Below are 17,909 nucleotides of genomic sequence, written 5' to 3' on the forward strand. Positions count from 1 at the left end.
CCCCCCCTTTTCCCCCCCCCTCCGCCGCTTTTCCGGCTCCCCTCACCCCGGTTCCACGCTCCGCATCACCAGTCCGCTGGCCGGCTTCGGCCCGAACGACGTCGACTTGCGGGGCATCATCACGCCCTGCCGGGCCAGGTCGAAAACGACGCCCTCGTGCACCGGGTGCATCAGGACGGCGGTGCCGCCGAGTTGACGGGCGAGCCGGACCGCGGCCTCGGCGTCGTGGATGTAGCGGATGTGCTCGGGGGAGTCCGGCACCCGCCAGACGTGGTCGAGCAGCAGGCTGTGCAGCACGGTCGCGTCCAGCCGCCGCCATGGCTCGGGCCGGTCGTCCGGCACCGTCTCACGCAGCAGCACGGCGTCCGGCCGGTCAAGGAGGTGGAAGTCCTCGCCCGCCAGCAGGAAGGCGTTCCCCGCACGCCCGGCCGCCGCACCAGGGCCCGCGCCCTCGGGCTCCCCGCTCGCCGCCGCCAGTGCCTCCAGCGCCTCAGACAGGTCTTGGGTGGCCAGCCGCCGTACCCGGAAGGCGCCGCGCGCGGCGGCGAGGGCGGCGCCGGGCGCGAGCTCGGGCAGCACCCGGTGGATCGCGCGCACCCGCAGCGGATAGCGGGCGCTGTCCACGAGCAGCACCAGGCCGTAGTCCCAGCCGGTGCCGGGCGGGTGGTCGGCCTGGAGCCGGCGGTAGGTGGCCCAGCGGTGGTGCCCGTCGGCGATCAGGGCCTGGCGGGCGGCGAGTTCGGCGTCGACCGCGGCCAGCTCGGCGGGGTCGGTCAGCGCCCACAGCCGGTGCCGTACGCCGTCCTCGGTGGTGATCGCGAGCAGCGGTTCCGCGCTGGCGGCGGTGCGTTCGACGATTGCGGCGGTGGCGGGTCCGTCGCGGTAGGAGAGCAGCAGGGGTTCGAGGTTGGCCCCGGTCGCGCGCATCAGGGCGGCGCGGTCGGCGACCGGCCCGGGCATGACGTCCTCGTGCGGGAGGACGGCGCCCTCCTCGGGGCCGCTGAGCCGCAGGGCGCCGATCACCCCGCGCTGGAGGTGGTCGCCGTCGCGCTGCTCGTAGACGTAGAGGGCGGGGGCCGGGTCCTGGGCGAGGACCCCGCGGTCGAGCCAGGTCGCCAGGGTGCGGGCGGCCTTGCGGTGCCGGGCGTCGGGGGTGGTGGCGTCCGGGAGGATCAGCCGGACCACGTTGTACGGGTCGGCGGTCTCCAGATGGCGCTGGCCGTCGGGGCGTACCACGACGTCGTACGGCGGCGAGGTGACGGCGGCCAGGCTGCCGACGTGCTCCCGTACGAAGCGCAGCCCGCGGAACGGCGCCAGGTGAGGGCCCCGCGGGTGGTCCTGATCGGTGTCGGTCATCCGCGCATGCTACGACGCCCTCGCGGCGCCGGGGCCGATCGGCATGGGGGATGATCGAGGGGTAGCCCACCGACGAGGAGCGAGCCCCGCCATGACGTACCGCACCAGCCCGCACCGCAGCGACGAGCCGCTGGACACGGCGTACGACACCGCGCTGCTGGACCTCGACGGCGTGGTGTACGCGGGCGGGGAGGCGATCGCGCACGCGGTGGAGTCGCTGGGCACCGCGCGGCGGCAGGGCATGCACCTCGCCTACGTCACCAACAACGCCTCGCGTACGCCGGACGCGGTCGCCGAGCATCTGACGCGGCTGGGGGTCCCGGCGGGGGCGGACGACGTGATCACCTCGGCGCAGGCGGTGGCGCGGCTGATCGCGGACCAGGTGCCGGCCGGTGCGAAGGTGCTCGCGGTGGGCGGGGAGGGGCTGATGGTGGCGCTGCGCGAGCGCGGCCTGGTCCCGGTGGACTCCGCGGACGACGACCCGGTGGCGGCGGTGCAGGGGTACGGTCCGGACCTGCGGTGGTCCCAGCTGGCGGAGATGGCGTACGCGGTGAACCGGGGGGTGCCGTGGTTCGCGTCGAACACGGACCTGACGATCCCGAGCGGGCGGGGCATCGCGCCGGGCAACGGCGCCGCGGTGCAGGCGGTGCGGATCGCGACGGGCGGTGACCCGCAGGCGGCGGGCAAGCCGCTGCCGCCGATGCACCGGGAGACGGTGCTGCGTACCGGCGCGCGGCGGCCGCTGGTGGTGGGGGACCGGCTGGACACCGACATCGAGGGGGCGTTCGCGGGCGGGGTGGACTCGCTGCTGGTGCTGACGGGGGTGACCGACCCGGCGGCACTGCTGGCGGCCGAGCCGAAGCACCGGCCCACGTATGTCGGGCGGGACCTGCGGGAGTTGCTGGTGGCGCAGCCGCCGGTGGAGGTGGGTGCGGCGGGGGCCGCCGTGTGCGGGGGGTGGAGTGCGTCGGCCGCGGGCGGGGTGCTCGCGGTGGAGGGCGACGGCGACCCGCTGGACGGGCTGCGGGCGCTGTGCGGGGCGGCCTGGAGCAGTGCGGGCGAGGGGAGTTGCGGCCTGGACGCGGGGAAGGCGGTCGGGCGGCTGGGGCTGTAGAGCGCCGTCGGGCCGGGCACCGCGGGCGGTGGTGCGTCCGGCGCCGCCCCGAGCATCCACCCTATGACGCAGGTCACGTCGCGATGTCGCACGCGGTGTAGACCGGATCGGGCCCGACGAGCGTATGCCCGGTGAGACCGAGCAGACCCGGGAGCGATCGTTGACCGTCGAGGAGTTCGAGGAGTTCTACGCGCAGACGGTCGGTCGGCTGACCGGCCAGTTGTACGTGATGCTCGGCGATCACCAAGAGGCGCAGGACGTCGTGCAGGAGGCGTTCGTCCGCGGTTGGAGCCGGCGGCGCCAACTGCGGTCCGACGCACGCCCGGAGGCTTGGGTGCGTACGGTCGCGTGGCGGCTGGCGGTGAGCCGCTGGCGGGGCCGGCGGCGTACCGCGGAGGCATGGCACCGGACCGGGCCGCCGGTAACTGCGGAGGGTCCTGGGCCGGAGCCGGTGGTGCTGGTGGAGGCGCTGCGCGAGCTGCCGCCGAAGCAGCGCCGCACGCTGACCCTGCACTACGTCTGCGATCTGAGTGTGGACCAGATCGCGGCGGAGACCGGGGTGTCGGTGAGCACCGTCAAGACGCATCTGGTCCGGGGCCGCTCGGCGCTCGCCCACCTCCTGAACGATCCGCGGCACGAGGAGGCTTCCGGTGCCTGAACACCGCGACGCGCACGGCGACTTCGACGACCTGGGCGGCCTGCCGGGGCCCTTCGGCGGGTCCGGTCCTGATGGTCCTGATGGTCCGGACGAGCCGCTGCGCGCCCTGTTCAAGTCGGCCGCCGCCGACGGGCAGGCCAGGACGCGTTCCGCGCCGCCGGCGGAGGTCCGGGCGCGGGGAGCGGCGCGGCGCCGACGGCGTGCGGCGGTGGCCGCGGCCGCGCTGTCCGTGGTGCTCGCCGGAACAGCCGCGGGGCTGGTCTCGGCGCTGCCGCGCGGCGGCGGCTCCGTACCGCCCGGCAGCACGAGCAGCGGCGGGGGCGGGTCCGCCACCGCGCCGGGCACCGCGAGCAGCGGCCCGGTGCGCGGCGCGGACCCGGCCGGCACCACGCTGTCCCGGGCGCCCTCGACCACGACCAGCGTGCGGGGCACCGGCGCCGCGGACGGTGCCACCGGGCTGCCGTCCTCCCCGGCGAGCACCACACCGGCCTACCCGCGGACCACGGCGCCCTGAGCGCCCGCACCCCGTATCCCGCCCATACGCCCGCCCGCACGTCCGTACCCCCGTATCCCGAACGCCCGCTTCCGATCGACGGCTTCGCATCCTGATCCCGATATCCCGCACCGCCCCCGCCCGCGCGCCCCGGCCGCCAGGGCGCGGTGCCGTACGTCCGGACGCAGCCCGAAAGGTCCGTTCATGACGATCTCCCCTGCCCTGCCGACCGTCGAGGCGGCCGAGTCCGAGCCGGAGCGCCCTGGTGCTCGGCGCCGGCGCCCCTTCTCGGTGCGGCGCTTCACCGGCCGGCTGACGCGTGCCGACCGCGACGTGCTGTGGCTGTACGTCTTGACGCGGGCCGGGCTGTGGGGCACGGAGTACTGCGCCCGCTGGCTCTTCCCGGCCGACGGGGACAGCCGCCACCCGGCGGCGGTCCTCGCGCCGTGGCAGCAGTGGGACTGGGCGTATTACCTGCACATCGCGCGGGACGGCTACTTCCCGGCGGGCGCGCCGGGCCCCGGCCAGGTCGGCTGGGACAACCGGGAGGCGTTCTTCCCCGGCTTCCCGCTGGTGCTGCGGGCGGTGCACACGGTGATCGGCGACTGGACGGCGGCGGGGCTGACCGTCTCCTTCGCCGCCGGCGCGGTCGCGGTGGTGGCGCTGGGGCGGATAGCCGGGCTGGACCAGCCGGGTGCGGGCGCGCCGCGGCGGACGGCCGCGCTGTTCCTGCTGTCGCCGTGTGCGGTGTTCCTCGCCGCGGGCTACACCGAGTCGCTGTTCCTGGCGCTGGCGCTGCCCGCGTGGCTCGCGGCCCGCCGGGAGGAGTGGGCGCGCGCGGCGGTGCTGGCGTGCCTGGCGTGCACGGTGCGGGTGTCCGGGCTGTTCCTGGTGGCGGCGCTCGTGGTCCAGCTGCTGGTGGCGGTGCGGCGGCCGCGCGACCTGCGCCCGCTGGCGTGGCTGGCGCTGCCCGCGCTGCCGCCGCTGCTGTACAGCGCCTACCTGCACTCGCGTACCGGCGACTGGCTGGCGTGGAAGGACGCGGAGGACCGGGGCTGGGCGCGGCAGTTCCACAGTCCGTGGAGCGCCTGGCACCACACGTGGACCGCGGCGTTCGGGCACACCCAGGGCACGGGGTACGCGGTGATGTTCCAGGCCGAACTGGTCGGGATGGCCGCCGGGACGGTGCTGCTGGTGTTCCTGCTGGTGCGGCGCCGGTGGGCGGAGGGGGTGTACGTCGGGCTGAGCCTGTGGGCGCTGGGCACGTCGTACTGGTACATGTCGATCCCGCGGGCGGCGCTGCTGTGGTGGCCCCTGTGGACGTCGCTGTGCGCGGCGACCGCGGTCCGGCCGCGGCTGCGCACCGCCTACTTCGCGGTGGCCGGGCCGCTGGGCACCGTGCTGGCGCTGGCCTTCTTCACCGGGCGGTGGGCGGGGTGAGGGCGGCCGGGCGGTGCCCGGCGGCGGTCAGGCGGCGGCCGTCTGTGCTTCCGCCTCGGCCGCGGCGACGGCGGCGCGGAGCAGGTCGTCCTCGGTGCGGCCCTGGCGCCAGTAGCCGGTGAACGAGACCGCCTTGCGGTCCATTCCGCGCTCGGTCACCAGGTGGCGGCGCAGCGCCCGTACGCAGCCGGCCTCGCCGGCCAGCCACGCGTAGGGCGCGGCCCCGTCGGGGGCGGCGGTGGCGCGTACGGCGTCCAGCAGGGGTGTGGTGCGGTCGTGGCCGGCGCGGACCAGCCATGTGACGCGGGCGTCGGCCCGGGTGGGCAGGTGGCGGCGGTCGTCGGGGTGGCCGACCTCGACGAAGGCGCGGACCGGCAGCCCGGCGGGGAGCGAGGCGAGGATGTTCGCCACCGCGGGCAGCGCGGTCTCGTCGGCGGCGAGCAGCACCCAGCCGGTGCCGGCCGGCGGGCGGAACTCGATGCCGCCGTTGTCCTCGACGACGGGTGCCAGCAGCGCGACGCGGTCGCCGGGGCAGGCCCGCGCGGCCCAGCGGGAGGCCGGGCCGAGGTCGCCGTGCAGGGCGAAGTCGATGTCGAGTTCGGCGGTTTGCGGCCGGACGGCGCTGACGGTGTAGGTGCGCATCACGCCGCGCAGGTCCGGGTCGAGGCCGCGCCAGCGGGCGTACCAGTCGTCGTCGAGGACTTTGGGCAGGACGGGCGCGGACTGGCCGGGGCGCGGCAGGAAGAGCTTGACGCGCTGGTCGCGGCCGCCGGTGACGATCCGGGCGAGGCCGGCGCCGCCGAGCACGACGCGGCGCAGCGTGGGGGACAGCTGCCGGGTGCGCACGACCCGCGGGTGGAAGAACTGGTACGGGCGCTCGTTCACGGGGCGGTCGTTCACGGTGTCAGACCAGCTTCTTCGCGGAGGTGATGGCGTGGGTGAGGGCGTCGATCCGGTCGGCGCACTTGGCGTAGGAGAAGATCGGCTCGCTGGGCCAGCCGACGACCTGGCCGCCCTTGACCGCGGGGAGCTTCGTCCAGGTGGGCTTGCCGGTGAGGTCCTTGGGCTGGAGGGTGGCGGTGCGGTTGTCGAGCATGATGATGTCCGCCTGGTATTTGTCGGCGTTCTCCCAGCTCAGCGTCTCGAAGAAGCCGCCCTTGACCTGGTTCGGGACGATGAAGTCCACCCCGAGGCTCTGGTAGTAGCGCAGGTCGGAGGCGGCGGCGGGGGTGGAGACGTACAGCGAGTCGGCGCTCGCCGAGCCGGCCATGACGGTGATGCCGGGGTGCGCTTTGACGGCCGCGCGCAGGGCGGCGGAGGACTTCTCGAAGCGGGCCTTCTGGGCGGCGTTGGTGCCGGCGGCCATGTCGGCGCCCAGGGACGCGGCGAGTTCGGCGTAGCGCTGGAGCGGCGTGGTGAGGGGGACCCCGGCGACGTTGATGCCGACGCTGGGCGCCAGGGCGAGGATCTTCGCGGAGCTGTCGTCGGGGACGAACCAGAGCGTGGGGGCCTGGTACATGTGGCTGACGAGCAGGCCGGGGTTCAGGGCGGCGTACTTCTCGATGTTGAACTCGCCCCAGGCGTTGCCGATCACGGTGAGTTTCTTCACGTCGAGGTCGCCGGCCATCGGGTCGGGCGAGCCGTCCTTGAGGGTGGTCGGGCCGAAGACGCCGGTGCACTCGACGCCGTAGTCGTGCAGGGCCGCGGCGGTGCCGGTGTAGGCGACGAGGTTCGCGGGTATGCGGTCGGCCTTGGCGGTCTTCTTGCGGTCGTCGGTGAAGCTCCAAGGGCCGCCGGCCTTGGTGTCCTTGCCGCCGGAGGAGGCCGCGGCGGCGTCGGAGCCGGAGCCGGACGACCCGCCGCACGCGGCCAGCAGCGCGCCGAGACCGACGGACCCGCCCGCGGCGAGCACCCCTCGGCGCGACGGTTCGGAGACTGGGGCGAAACGGGACGCGTGCATGGGGCTACCGCTCTGCTCGAAGTGGACTGGCGAGGGTAGGCTAACCTAAGTCCGTGCTGGTCGACCGACACTCCCCGCCCCAGGCGGACACCGGGCCCCCGTCCGCCCCAGCGCGCGGCAGCGTCGCGCGCGCCGACGCCCGCCGGGCCGCCGGGCTGCTGCTGGCCGTCGGGCTGCTCGCCGTCGTGGTGGTGGCGAGCATCGCGATCGGCGCGCGGAACGTGCCCGTCGGCCACGTGTGGCACGGCCTGTTCCACTACACCGGCACGGACGACGACGTGGTCATCCGCAAACTGCGGCTGCCCCGTACCGTACTCGGCCTGGTCGTCGGCGCCGCGCTCGGTGTCGCCGGGGCCGCCATGCAGGCGCTGACCCGCAACCCGCTCGCCGACCCGGGCCTGCTCGGCGTCAACGCCGGTGCGGCCGCCGCCGTGGTCTCCGGGATCAGCTTCCTCGGGGTCACCTCCACCACCGGCTACGTCTGGTTCGCGCTGGTGGGCGCCGCGGTGGTCTCCGTGCTCGTCTACGCCATCGGCGGCAGCCGCTCGGCGACCCCGGTACGGCTCGCGCTCGCCGGCACCGCCATCACCGCGCTGCTCCAGGGCTGGACCACCGCCGTCGAACTCACCGACAAGGTCGCCCTGGACCGGATGCGCTTCTGGCAGGTCGGCTCGCTCGCCTCGGCGAACATGTCCACCGTGCGGGACGTCGCGCCCTTCCTCGCGGTCGGCGCGGTGCTCGCCCTGGCCACCGCCCGCCCGCTGAACGCCGTCGCGCTCGGCGACGACACCGCGCGCGGCCTCGGCGCGAAACTCACCCGCACCCGCGTGCTGGTGATGGCCGCGATCACCCTGCTGTGCGGCGCCGCGACCGCCGCGTGCGGGCCGATCGTCTTCGTCGGCCTGATGGTGCCGCACGTGGTGCGCGGCATCACCGGCCCCGACATGCGCTGGATCATCCCCTACGCCGCGGTGCTCTCGCCGGTGCTGCTGCTCGGCTCCGACGTCATCGGACGGGTCGTCACCCGGCCCGCCGAACTCCAGGTCGGCATCGTCACCGCCGTCATCGGCGGCCCCGTCTTCATCGCGCTGGTCCGACGCCGAAGGATGGCCGAACTGTGAGCCGGACCCTGACCCGGACCCCCGGCCGGAGCACGGCCCCGCACCGGACCGTGCTGCGCCGAGGCCACCTCTCGCTGCCGGTCGACCGGCGCTCGCTGCTGGTCTGCGCGGGCCTGCTGGTGGTCGCGCTGGCCATCTCCGTGGTGCTCATCGGCACCGGCGACTACCACATCGCCCCGCTCGACGTGGTGCGCAGCCTCACCGGCCACGGCGACGCCGGGCAGGACTTCATCGTGCGCCAACTGCGGCTGCCGCGGGTCGTGGTGGCGCTGCTGGTCGGCGCGAGCCTGGGCATGGCCGGTGCCGCCTTCCAGACCGTCTCCCGCAACCCGCTGGGCAGCCCGGACGTCATCGGCTTCGGCCAGGGCTCGGCGGCCGGCGCGCTGGTCGTGATCGTGCTGCTCAAGGGCTCCTCGTACCAGGTCGCGATCGGCGCGGTCGCCGGCGGGCTGCTCACCGGGATCGCGGTGTACCTGCTGGCGTGGAAGCGCGGCGTGCACGGCTACCGGCTGGTGCTGGTCGGCATCGGCGCGTCCGCGGTGCTGTCGGCGGTCAACAGCTACCTGCTGGTCAAGGCGGACATCGTGGACGCGGCCCGGGCCGTGGTGTGGATCACCGGGTCGCTGGACGGCCGCGACTGGTCGCAGGCGTGGCCGCTGCTCGGCGCGGCTGTCGTCCTCATGCCGACCCTCGTCATCAGTGGACGTGCGCTGAGGATCACCGAGATGGGTGATGACGCCGCCAGCGCGCTGGGGGTACGCGTCGAGCGCGTCAGGCTCGTCACGGTCCTGGCGGCGGTGCTGCTCACCGCCTCCGCGACCGCCGCCGCGGGCCCGATCTCGTTCGTCGCGCTCACCGCACCCCAACTGGCGCGCCGCCTGACCCGCTCGCCCGGCGTCGCCCTCGTGCCCTCCGCCCTCATGGGCGCGACCTTGCTGGTGGCCGCCGACTGGGCCGCCCAGCGCGCCTTCGGGACGGGCGAGGTGCCGGTCGGCGTGGCCACCGGGGTGCTCGGCGGCGGCTACCTGCTGTGGCTGCTGGTCAGCGAGCGGAAAGCGGGGCGGATATGAGCGGCAAGCAGTCAGCGCGGCCGGCGACGGCCCGACCGGGAAAGGGGTTCCGCCGGATGTTCCGCGGCACCGACAAGTCGACAACCGCCACCGCGAAGACGCCGGGCCGCGGCCAGGACGGCGAACCGTCCGGCGGCTCCCGCCTCACCGCCGAGTCCGTCACCCTCGGCTACGACCAGCGGGTCATCGCGGAGGACCTCTCGGTCGCGATACCCGACCGCTCCTTCACCGTCATCGTCGGCCCCAACGCGTGCGGCAAGTCCACCCTGCTGCGCGCCCTGTCCCGGCTGCTCAGGCCGGCGCAGGGCCGGGTGCTGCTCGACGGCCACGCGATCGGGTCCCTCCCGGCGAAAGCCGTGGCCAGGACCCTCGGCCTGCTCCCGCAGAGTTCGGTCGCGCCCGACGGCATCACCGTCTCCGGGCTGGTCGCCCGCGGCCGCTACCCGCACCAGGGCCTGCTGCGGCAGTGGTCGCCCGAGGACGAGCGGATCGTCGACGAGTCGATGGCCGCCACCGGCATCGACGCCCTCGCCGATCGCTTTGTCGACGAACTCTCCGGCGGGCAGCGGCAACGCGTCTGGATCGCGATGGCCCTCGCCCAGCAGACCCCGCTGCTGCTCCTCGACGAGCCGACCACCTTCCTGGACATCCAGCACCAGATCGACGTCCTCGACCTGTGCGCCGAACTCCACGAGCAGCACGGCCGCACCCTCGTCGCGGTCCTGCACGACCTCAACCAGGCCGCCCGCTACGCCACGCACCTCATCGCCATGAAGGACGGCCGGATCGAGGCCCAGGGCCCGCCCGCCGAGATCCTCACCACCGAACTGGTCGAGCGCGTCTTCGGGGTGCGGTGCCGGATCATCGACGACCCGGAGAGCGGCACGCCCCTGGTGGTGCCCGCCGCCCGGCGCGCGGCGGCCAAGACCGATGACGCGGCCGAAGGCGACGAGGAGCGTACGGACGCGGCAGAGGGGGACGAGGACCGTACGGCCACGGCCGAAGACGGCGCGGAGGACCGCACGGACCGGGGCGGTGGCGCTACAGCAGCGAGCGCAGCCTCAGCAGGTCCCGCAGGCTCGCCTGCACCCTGACCCGGCCGGAGCCCCACGCCTTCGCGAAGTTCAACTCGCCGCCGACCAGCCCGACCAGCACGTCGCCGGTCATCGCCAGCCGGATCTGCGCCTTCTGCCGGGGGGCGCCCGGCACCGTCACCACGTCCTGGATGCTGCTGCCCGCCAGCTTGCCGGCGAAGGTGACGTCCAGGTCCGTGAGGTGGCAGCTCAGCGAGCGTTCCAGGGCGGTGGCGTCGCGGACGGCGCCCTCGGCCTTCGCGAGGTTCGCCGCAAGGGTGTCGAGCGCGCTGCGGCACTCCTCGATGGTGGCCATCGGCTGAGATGTCTCCCGGTGGTCGGTACGTCCGGATGACGGTACCGCAGGGCCCGCGCTCGGGGAGCGGCGACGGAAAGAGGTAGCGTCGTCACCGCGTGCACCAGTGGGCGGCGACATGCGCCGACGGCGAGGCGAGGAGTGTGAGCGATGCGGGACGCGCTGCGTACCTGTCTGCAGATCGCGGGCGGCCTGACCGAGGCCACCCGCCGCCGTGCGGCAGAGGCCGCACGGGAGATGCTCGACCAGGCGGGTATCGACCCGGCGGCCCTCCAGGAGCGGATCGGCGCGGCCATCCCGCAGGAGGTGCAGACCCTCGCGGACGAGCTGGTCGCCTCCGGCCGGGCCAACCGCGACCTGCTGCTCGGCATCGTCCGCGAGGAGGTCGACAAGGCGATGAGCCGAGTCGGCCGGCTCGCCGACGAGGTCACCAAGGTCGGCGTCGTCCTGGAGGCGCTGGAGCGCCGGATCAGGAACCTGGAGCAGCCCGGGGCCGACACCGGTCCGGACGGCGCCCCGGGCGCGGGCCGTACCCGGGCCCCGGCTCCCACCCCCACCGCCACCGCCAAGGAACGGGCGCAGCGCACCCCGCCCGCGGCGCCACCCGTCGAACACGTCCGGGTCGACACCGAACCGGCCCCCACCTCGGTCGCCAACCCCCGCAGGACCGCCGCGCCCGGGAAGCCCGCGTCCGCGAAGCCCGCACCGGCGAAGAAGGCCGCACCGGCAGCGAAGAAGACGGCAGCCAAGAAGACCGCAGCCAAGAAGACCGCCGCGAAGCAGGCACCCGCGAAGCAGGCCGCGGCCAAGAAGACGGCCGCCAAGAAGGCCCCCGCCAAGAAGACGGCAACCACGGGTACTCCCGCGGAGGAGACCGCCGCACGGCCCACACCGGCGAAGCAAACAGCGGCGAAGCAGACGCCCGCCAAGAAGGCCCCCGCGAAGACGACGCCCGCCAAGCAGGCCGCCGCCAAGAAGACCGCGGCCGCGAAGAGCACCCCGGCCAGGAAGGCCCCCGCCAAGCGCACCCCGGCGGCGGGGTCCGGCGGTACGGGGACGCCCGCCACCCCAAAGGGCACGGGCGATGAGTGAAAGCTACGATCTGCCGGGACTCGACCCGCACCCCCACCCCCACCCCCCGGCGGAGCCGCCCGCGGCGCAGCAGACCGCCCCGGCCCCGAGCGAGGAGCCGGGCGGGGCGGCCGAAGCCTCGCAGCGGGTGGAGCCGTTGGGGGTGGCGGTCGAGGCGACGGGGAATGCTGACGTCGACGCCGCGGTTGAGCGGCTGCGGGACGCGGACGCGCTCCCCACCGACGCGCACATCGAGGTCTACGAAGATGTGCACGCAGGACTGCGGAACGCACTGACCGCGCTGGACGAGAACAGGGGCTGAACCGTACGTGGCACGACGCCGACTCGACGCTGAGCTGGTGCGCCGGAAACTCGCGCGCTCCCGCGAGCACGCCGGGCAGTTGATCGCCGCAGGCCGGGTGACCGTGGCCGGGGCGACCGCGACCAAGTCGGCCACGCAGGTGGAGACCAGCGCGGCCCTGGTCGTCGCGAAGGACGACGGCGACCCGGACTACGTCTCGCGCGGCGGCCACAAGCTGGCCGGTGCGCTGGCCGCCTTCACCCCGCGCGGCCTGACCGTGGCCGGCCGCCGCGCCCTGGACGCCGGGGCCTCCACCGGGGGCTTCACCGACGTGCTGCTGCGCGCGGGCGCCGCCGAGGTGGTCGCGGTGGACGTCGGCTACGGCCAACTCGCCTGGTCGCTCCAGAGCGACGACCGGGTCACCGTCAAGGACCGCACCAACGTACGGGAGTTGACGTTGGAGGCGATCGACGGCCGGCCGGTCGGCCTCGTCGTCGGCGACCTGTCGTTCATCCCGCTCGGCTTGGTGCTGCCCGCGCTGGTGCGGTGCGCCGCGCCGGACGCGGACCTGGTGCTGATGGTGAAGCCGCAGTTCGAGGTGGGCCGGGAGCGGCTGGGCAGCGGCGGCGTGGTCCGCAGCAGCCGACTGCGCGCCGAGAGCGTGCGGAAGGTGGCCGAGCAGGCCGCCGTACTCGGGCTGGGAGCGCTCGGCGTCACCGCCAGCCCGCTGCCCGGCCCGTCCGGGAACGTGGAGTACTTTCTGTGGCTGCGCTCCGGCGCCCCCGCGCTGGACCCGGCCGAAGTCGACCGTGCTGTGGCGGAGGGGCCCCGATGAGCGAGCTGTCCAATACGTCCGAATCCGCGTCCGAGGCCGGGTCCGAGCCCGGGTCCGGGGCCGCGTCCGTGCCCGCGGCTGCCGCCGATCCGGCGGACGGGTCCGCGGCCGCCGGCCGCACCGTCTTCCTGCTGACCCACACCGGCCGCGAGTCGGCGATCCGCAGCGCCGAGCGGGTGGTGCACGGGCTGATGCGCTGCGGCATCGGGGTGCGGCTGCTGGAGGACGAGGCCGCGGACCTCCCGCTGCCGCCCGCCGTCGAACTCGTCGGCGAGGTCGGTCCGGGTTCGGTCCAGGGCTGCGAACTGATCATCGTGCTGGGCGGTGACGGCACCCTGCTGCGCGGCGCGGAGTTCGCCCGCGCCTCCGGGGTGCCGATGCTCGGCGTCAACCTCGGCCGGGTCGGCTTCCTCGCCGAGGCCGAGCGGGACGACCTCGACAAGGTCGTGGACCGGGTCGTCACCAAGGAGTACGAGGTCGAGGAGCGGATGACCCTCGACGTCCTGGTGCGCAACGACGGCCGGATCGTCCACACCGACTGGGCGCTCAACGAGGCGTCGGTGGAGAAGGCGTCCCGCGAACGCCTGCTGGAGGTCGTCACCGAGGTCGACGGCCGCCCGGTCTCCGGGTTCGGGGGCGACGGCGTCGTGTGCGCCACGCCGACCGGCTCCACCGCCTACGCGTTCTCCGCCGGCGGGCCGGTGGTGTGGCCGGAGGTCGAGGCGCTGCTCATGGTGCCGATCAGCGCGCACGCGCTGTTCGCCCGGCCGCTGGTCACCTCGCCGCGGTCGGTGCTGGCGGTCGAGGTGCAGCCGCAGTCCCAGTACGGGGTGCTGTGGTGCGACGGGCGGCGCACCGTCGAACTGCTGCCCGGTGCCCGGGTGGAGGTGCGGCGCGGCGCCGTGCCGGTCCGGTTGGCCCGGCTGCACCACGCCTCGTTCACCGACCGCCTGGTGGCGAAGTTCGCACTGCCCGTCTCCGGCTGGCGCGGGGTGGTCGTGCCCTGACCCACCGGGGTGGTCCGGTGCGGTCGGTACCCCCGACTCATGCGAACGGGTACCCCGGGCGGTCCCACGGCCAGCCGAAACCTCGTATGGTCGTATCCGTGTTGGAGGAAATGCGGATTCGGTCGCTCGGAGTCATCGAGGATGCCGTGGTGGAGCTGTCCCCCGGCTTCACCGCGGTGACCGGCGAGACCGGCGCGGGCAAGACCATGGTCGTCACCAGCCTGGGGCTGCTGCTCGGCGGCCGCGCCGACCCGGCGCTGGTGCGGATCGGCGCCAAACAGGCGGTGGTCGAGGGCAGGATCGGCCTCGACCCGCAGGCGCCGGCCGCGGTGCGGGCCGCTGAGGCGGGCGCCGAACTGGATGACGGCGCGCTGCTGATCAGCCGTACGGTGTCGGCCGAGGGCCGGTCCCGCGCGCACGTCGGCGGCCGCGGGGTGCCGGTCGGCCTGCTGGGCGAACTCGCCGACGAACTGGTGGCGGTGCACGGCCAGACCGACCAGCAGGGGCTGCTGCGCCCGGCGCGGCAGCGCGAGGCCCTGGACCGGTACGCGGGCGACGCCGTCGCCGGCCCGCTGGCGACGTACGGCGCGGCCTACCGGCGGCTGCGCGAGGTCGCCGAGCAGCTCGACGAGCTCACCACCCGCGCCCGGGAACGCGCCCAGGAGGCGGACCTGCTGCGGTTCGGCGTGGAGGAGATCTCCGCGGCCGAGCCGCTGCCGGGCGAGGACACCGAACTGGCCGCCGAGGCCGAGCGCCTGGGCAACGCCGAGGCGCTGGCCGCCGCGGCCACGCTCGCGCACGCGGGCCTGGCCGGCAACCCCGAGGACCCCGAGGGCGTCGACGCGGGCACCCTGGTGGCGGCCGCCCAGCGCGCCCTGGACGCGGTCAGCGCCCATGACCCGGTGCTCGCCGACCTCGCGGCCCGGCTCGGCGAGATCGGCATCCTCGCCGGGGACGTCGCCGGGGAGCTGGCCGGATACGCCGACAACCTCGACGCGGACCCGCTGCGGCTGGCCGCCGTCGAGGAGCGGCGGTCCGTCCTGGCCCACCTGGTCCGCAAGTACGGCACCGACGCCGCCGACACGGCGGAGGGCGGCGGCATCGACGCGGTCCTCGCCTGGGGCCGGCGCAGCGCCGCCCGGCTGGACGAACTCGAGGGCGACGACGACCGGATCGCCGAACTGACCGCCGAACGCGACGCGCTGCGCGCCGAACTCGGCGCGCTCGCCCAGCGCCTGACCGACGCCCGTACGGAGGCCGCCGAGCGGTTCGCGGTCGCCGTGACCGCGGAACTCGCCGAACTGGCGATGCCGCACGCCCGCGTCACCGTCGGCATCCGCCAGACCGAGGCGGCCGACCCGGACGCCGGCGTGGAGGTCGGCGGCCGCGCGGTGCTCTACGGGCCCACCGGCGCCGACGAGGTCGAACTGCAACTCGCCCCGCACCCGGGCTCCCCGGCGCGCCCGATCGCCAAGGGCGCCTCGGGCGGCGAGCTGTCCCGGGTGATGCTCGCCGTCGAGGTGGTCTTCGCCGGGTCCGACCCGGTGCCCACCTACCTCTTCGACGAGGTGGACGCCGGGGTCGGCGGCAAGGCCGCGGTCGAGGTCGGCCGGCGGCTGGCCCGGCTGGCGCGCACCGCCCAGGTCGTCGTCGTCACCCACCTGCCGCAGGTGGCCGCGTTCGCCGACCGGCAGCTGCTGGTGGAGAAGACCAACGACGGGTCCGTCACGCGCAGCGGCGTGTCCGTCCTCGAAGGCGAGGACCGGGTGCGCGAGCTGTCCCGCATGCTCGCCGGGCTGGAGGACTCGGAGCTGGGCCGCGCCCACGCCGAGGAACTCCTCGCCGCGGCCAAGGCGTCCCGCTGAGCCCCCGCCCCTCGCAGCGCCACGCCCGGCCGGGCCCGGGGCGCGGCGTACGAACGCGAGTCACTACGGCGAGGAGCCGCACACGGTGAACCGGAGCAGCGGGCACGTATCGGTCGCCGCGTCGGCGGCAGCGGCCACCAGGGCCGCCTACCGGCAGCTGCGGCGCCGCCCCCCGGTGGAGGCGCGGATGTGGCAGCGCACCAACTACGCGGGCCGGGGCGTGGAGTTGTACGGCGGGCTGGCGGCGGCGGCCGGCGCGGCGACGGCGATGGCCGCCGCCCGCGGGGTGAGCGTACGGGCCCGGATCGCGGCGGTCGGCGCGGCGCTCGCGGCCGGCGCGTGCGGTGCCTACGACGACCAGAAGGGCGTCCCCGGCGAGCGCGGCTTCGCCGCCCACCTGGGCGCGTTGCGCGAGCGGCGGCTGACCTCGGGCGGGGTGAAGCTGCTCGGCATCGGCGCGGCGGGCCTGGCCGCGGGCGCGCTGCTCAAGGCCCGGCCGCTCGACCAGGTGCTGGCCGGCGTCGTCATCGCGGGCAGCGCGCACGCGGTGAACCTCGCCGACGTGGCGCCCGGCCGCGCCGCGAAAGCGGTGATCACGGCCGGGCTGCCGGGGCTGCTGCGGCGCGGCCCGGGCGCGGTGCTCGCCTCCGCGCCGCTCGGCGCGGCCGCCGCGGTGCTCGGCGACGACCTGCACGAGCGGACCATGCTCGGCGACGCGGGCGCGCACGCGCTGGGTGCGGCGCTGGGCGCGGCACTCGCGCTCGCCGACGGGCGCGGCGCGCTGGTCGCGCACGCCGCGGTCGTGGTCGCGCTGGCCGCGGTGGGGGACCGGGTGGGGGCGGGGCAGCGGTTCTGGAGCGCGCCGGTGGTACGCCGGTTCGACGCCTGGGGTCGAACGCCCCACCCGTACGGGTGATCCGGGGCGCGGACGGGCGGCATTCGCGCCCTCCTGGGCGGTCAGGCCCGGGCCAGGGCCTGGCATCCTGGAGCGGGCGCCGGTAGCCGGGCCCCCTTCGCCCGCGGCCTTCCGCGGCCGTGTCCGCACACCCCGAGTCAGGAGCCCCTCCCGCGTGAGCAGCAGCCCGCACCCCCTTCAAGGGCAGCTCCACGCCGTGCACGTACTGGGCGCGGCGGCGGGCGCGCACGTCCGCTCGCTGTCCGCCGGGCTCGTGGCACGCGGGGTGGACGTCACCGTCTGCGGCCCGGCCGGGACCGACACCGAGTACGGCTTCGGGACCGGCGGGGCCCGCTTCCTGCCCGTCGACGTCGGCCGCAGCGCGGCCGCCGACGGTCCCGCGCTGGCCGCGCTGCGCACCGCCTTCAGCGGCGCGGGCGTCGTCCACGCGCACGGCCTGCGGGCCGGGTTGCTCTCCGCGCTCGCGCTCGGCGGCCGCAGGGTGCCGCTGGTGGTGACCTGGCACGGCGGCGAGACGCCCGCGGAGGGCCGGGCCGGGCCGATGGTCCGCTGGCTGGAGCGCCGGGCGGTGCGGGCGGCGACGGTGGTGCTCGGGGTCTCCTCCGACCTGGTCGACCGGGCCCGCGGCCACGGCGCCCGCGACGTGCGGCTGGCGCCGGCGGCCGTACCGCGGCCGCAGCCCAGACCGCCGCTGCTGCCGGCCGACGGGGAGCGCAGGAAGCAGCGCGTGCGGGCCGAGTTCGGCGCCGAGGAGCGGCCGCTGCTGCTGGCCGTCGGCCGGCTCGAACCGGCCAAGGGGTACGACTTCCTGCTGACGGCCGCCGCGTACTGGGCCGACTCCGAGTTGCGGCCGCTGCTCGCGATCGCGGGGGAGGGGCCGCAGCGGGCGGCGCTGGAACAGCGCGTCGAGGCCGAGAAGTTGCCGGTGGCGCTGCTCGGGCGGCGTGACGACGTGCCCGAACTGCTGTCCGCCGCCGACCTGGTGGTGCTGCCCAGCCGCTGGGAGGGGCGCCCCCTGATCGCGCAGGAGGCGCTGCACGCCGGGGTGCCGCTGGTCGCCACCGCGGTCGGCGGCACCCCCGAACTCGTCGGTGACGCCGCCCACCTGGTGCCCTACGGCGACCCCTACGTCCTGGCGCGCGCCGTCGTGGACCTGCTCGCCGACCCCGAGCGCCGGGCCGCCCTGGCGATCACGGGCCGCGCCCAGGCGGCGACCTGGCCCACCGAGGACGACACGGTCGCCCAGGTCCTCAGCATCTACGACGAACTGGCGGGCCCCTGAACCGCCGGGATTCCAGGGGCCGTCCACCCGG

18 protein-coding genes are annotated in these 17,909 nt (G+C 75.6%); 14 read left to right on the plus strand and 4 right to left on the minus strand.

What is annotated here, in order from left to right; all coding sequences use genetic code 11:
• Positions 1-42: 42 nt before the first annotated feature.
• Positions 43-1,356: a DUF1015 family protein gene (locus AC3EVP_RS20145; RefSeq protein ID WP_435131554.1), complete on the minus strand. Its 1,314-nt coding sequence runs from the start codon at positions 1,354-1,356 to the stop codon at positions 43-45.
• A 91-nt stretch (positions 1,357-1,447) separates the two neighbouring features.
• Between AC3EVP_RS20145 and AC3EVP_RS20150 the strand changes: the two genes are divergently transcribed.
• From AC3EVP_RS20150 to AC3EVP_RS20165, 4 genes are all read left to right on the plus strand, one after another.
• Positions 1,448-2,470: an HAD-IIA family hydrolase gene (locus AC3EVP_RS20150; protein WP_435131555.1), complete on the plus strand. Its 1,023-nt coding sequence runs from the start codon at positions 1,448-1,450 to the stop codon at positions 2,468-2,470.
• 124 nt (positions 2,471-2,594) lie between these two features.
• On the plus strand, positions 2,595-3,128 hold the full coding sequence (locus AC3EVP_RS20155; protein WP_335982189.1) for a SigE family RNA polymerase sigma factor: 534 nt from the start codon (positions 2,595-2,597) through the stop codon (positions 3,126-3,128).
• Positions 3,121-3,642: a hypothetical protein gene (locus AC3EVP_RS20160; protein ID WP_435131556.1), complete on the plus strand. Its 522-nt coding sequence runs from the start codon at positions 3,121-3,123 to the stop codon at positions 3,640-3,642. The genes AC3EVP_RS20155 and AC3EVP_RS20160 overlap by 8 nt, the downstream gene beginning before the upstream one ends.
• Before the next feature lie 183 nt (positions 3,643-3,825).
• Positions 3,826-5,061 (plus strand): mannosyltransferase family protein, encoded by a 1,236-nt coding sequence (locus AC3EVP_RS20165; protein ID WP_435131557.1) that lies wholly within the window; start codon positions 3,826-3,828, stop codon positions 5,059-5,061.
• A gap of 27 nt (positions 5,062-5,088) precedes the next feature.
• Here AC3EVP_RS20165 and AC3EVP_RS20170 read toward each other — a convergent pair whose 3' ends face one another.
• Together AC3EVP_RS20170 and AC3EVP_RS20175 are read right to left on the minus strand one after the other, a co-directional pair.
• Entirely contained in the window at positions 5,089-5,961 is an 873-nt protein-coding gene (locus AC3EVP_RS20170) for a siderophore-interacting protein (protein WP_435131558.1), read from the minus strand.
• A 4-nt stretch (positions 5,962-5,965) separates the two neighbouring features.
• Positions 5,966-7,021 (minus strand): ABC transporter substrate-binding protein, encoded by a 1,056-nt coding sequence (locus tag AC3EVP_RS20175; protein ID WP_435131559.1) that lies wholly within the window; start codon positions 7,019-7,021, stop codon positions 5,966-5,968.
• 56 nt (positions 7,022-7,077) lie between these two features.
• Between AC3EVP_RS20175 and AC3EVP_RS20180 the strand changes: the two genes are divergently transcribed.
• From AC3EVP_RS20180 to AC3EVP_RS20190, 3 genes are read left to right on the plus strand one after another with little or no spacing between them, the layout of a single operon-like run.
• The gene (locus AC3EVP_RS20180; RefSeq protein ID WP_435131743.1) at positions 7,078-8,142 is read left to right on the plus strand and encodes a FecCD family ABC transporter permease; all 1,065 of its coding nucleotides are present in this window, start codon (positions 7,078-7,080) and stop codon (positions 8,140-8,142) included.
• Positions 8,139-9,212 carry a FecCD family ABC transporter permease gene (locus tag AC3EVP_RS20185; protein ID WP_435131560.1) on the plus strand — a complete coding sequence of 358 codons (1,074 nt, stop codon included), beginning with the start codon at positions 8,139-8,141 and terminating at the stop codon, positions 9,210-9,212. The genes AC3EVP_RS20180 and AC3EVP_RS20185 overlap by 4 nt, the downstream gene beginning before the upstream one ends.
• Positions 9,213-9,268: 56 nt before the next feature.
• A complete protein-coding gene (locus tag AC3EVP_RS20190) occupies positions 9,269-10,306 on the plus strand; it encodes an ABC transporter ATP-binding protein (RefSeq protein WP_435131562.1) in 1,038 nt (345 codons plus the stop codon).
• Here the strand turns inward: AC3EVP_RS20190 and AC3EVP_RS20195 are convergent.
• A complete protein-coding gene (locus AC3EVP_RS20195) occupies positions 10,254-10,601 on the minus strand; it encodes a sterol-binding protein (RefSeq protein ID WP_435131564.1) in 348 nt (115 codons plus the stop codon). The genes AC3EVP_RS20190 and AC3EVP_RS20195 overlap by 53 nt on opposite strands.
• A 150-nt stretch (positions 10,602-10,751) precedes the next feature.
• Here AC3EVP_RS20195 and AC3EVP_RS20200 point away from each other — a divergent pair, with 150 nt between their 5' ends.
• From AC3EVP_RS20200 to AC3EVP_RS20230, 7 genes are all read left to right on the plus strand, one after another.
• The gene (locus AC3EVP_RS20200; protein ID WP_435131566.1) at positions 10,752-11,693 is read left to right on the plus strand and encodes a histone; all 942 of its coding nucleotides are present in this window, start codon (positions 10,752-10,754) and stop codon (positions 11,691-11,693) included.
• The gene (locus AC3EVP_RS20205; RefSeq protein WP_435131568.1) at positions 11,686-11,994 is read left to right on the plus strand and encodes a hypothetical protein; all 309 of its coding nucleotides are present in this window, start codon (positions 11,686-11,688) and stop codon (positions 11,992-11,994) included. The genes AC3EVP_RS20200 and AC3EVP_RS20205 overlap by 8 nt, the downstream gene beginning before the upstream one ends.
• A gap of 7 nt (positions 11,995-12,001) precedes the next feature.
• Entirely contained in the window at positions 12,002-12,808 is an 807-nt protein-coding gene (locus AC3EVP_RS20210; protein WP_335982205.1) for a TlyA family RNA methyltransferase, read from the plus strand.
• Complete coding sequence (locus AC3EVP_RS20215; protein ID WP_435131569.1) at positions 12,805-13,815, plus strand: NAD kinase; 1,011 nt, start codon at positions 12,805-12,807, stop codon at positions 13,813-13,815. Before AC3EVP_RS20210 ends, AC3EVP_RS20215 begins: the two co-directional genes overlap by 4 nt.
• An 86-nt stretch (positions 13,816-13,901) precedes the next feature.
• Positions 13,902-15,680, plus strand: a complete 1,779-nt coding sequence (recN, locus tag AC3EVP_RS20220; protein ID WP_335982207.1) for a DNA repair protein RecN — start codon at positions 13,902-13,904, stop codon at positions 15,678-15,680.
• A gap of 85 nt (positions 15,681-15,765) precedes the next feature.
• Complete coding sequence (locus tag AC3EVP_RS20225) at positions 15,766-16,596, plus strand: hypothetical protein (RefSeq protein WP_335982209.1); 831 nt, start codon at positions 15,766-15,768, stop codon at positions 16,594-16,596.
• Positions 16,597-16,750: 154 nt separating this feature from the next.
• Positions 16,751-17,878, plus strand: a complete 1,128-nt coding sequence (locus AC3EVP_RS20230; RefSeq protein ID WP_435131570.1) for a glycosyltransferase family 4 protein — start codon at positions 16,751-16,753, stop codon at positions 17,876-17,878.
• Positions 17,879-17,909 lie beyond the last annotated feature (31 nt).

This window comes from Actinacidiphila sp. bgisy144, assembly GCF_057708105.1.

Coding starts and splice junctions, on each gene's coding strand:
- AC3EVP_RS20145 (WP_435131554.1), bottom strand. CDS start 1,356: ATGACCGACACCGATCAGGACCACCCGCGGGGCCCTCACCTGGCGCCG.
- AC3EVP_RS20150 (WP_435131555.1), top strand. CDS start 1,448: ATGACGTACCGCACCAGCCCGCACCGCAGCGACGAGCCGCTGGACACG.
- AC3EVP_RS20155 (WP_335982189.1), top strand. CDS start 2,595: ATGCCCGGTGAGACCGAGCAGACCCGGGAGCGATCGTTGACCGTCGAG.
- AC3EVP_RS20165 (WP_435131557.1), top strand. CDS start 3,826: ATGACGATCTCCCCTGCCCTGCCGACCGTCGAGGCGGCCGAGTCCGAG.
- AC3EVP_RS20175 (WP_435131559.1), bottom strand. CDS start 7,021: ATGCACGCGTCCCGTTTCGCCCCAGTCTCCGAACCGTCGCGCCGAGGG.
- AC3EVP_RS20190 (WP_435131562.1), top strand. CDS start 9,269: ATGTTCCGCGGCACCGACAAGTCGACAACCGCCACCGCGAAGACGCCG.
- AC3EVP_RS20195 (WP_435131564.1), bottom strand. CDS start 10,601: ATGGCCACCATCGAGGAGTGCCGCAGCGCGCTCGACACCCTTGCGGCG.
- AC3EVP_RS20200 (WP_435131566.1), top strand. CDS start 10,752: ATGCGGGACGCGCTGCGTACCTGTCTGCAGATCGCGGGCGGCCTGACC.
- AC3EVP_RS20205 (WP_435131568.1), top strand. CDS start 11,686: ATGAGTGAAAGCTACGATCTGCCGGGACTCGACCCGCACCCCCACCCC.
- AC3EVP_RS20215 (WP_435131569.1), top strand. CDS start 12,805: ATGAGCGAGCTGTCCAATACGTCCGAATCCGCGTCCGAGGCCGGGTCC.
- recN (WP_335982207.1), top strand. CDS start 13,902: ATGGTCGTATCCGTGTTGGAGGAAATGCGGATTCGGTCGCTCGGAGTC.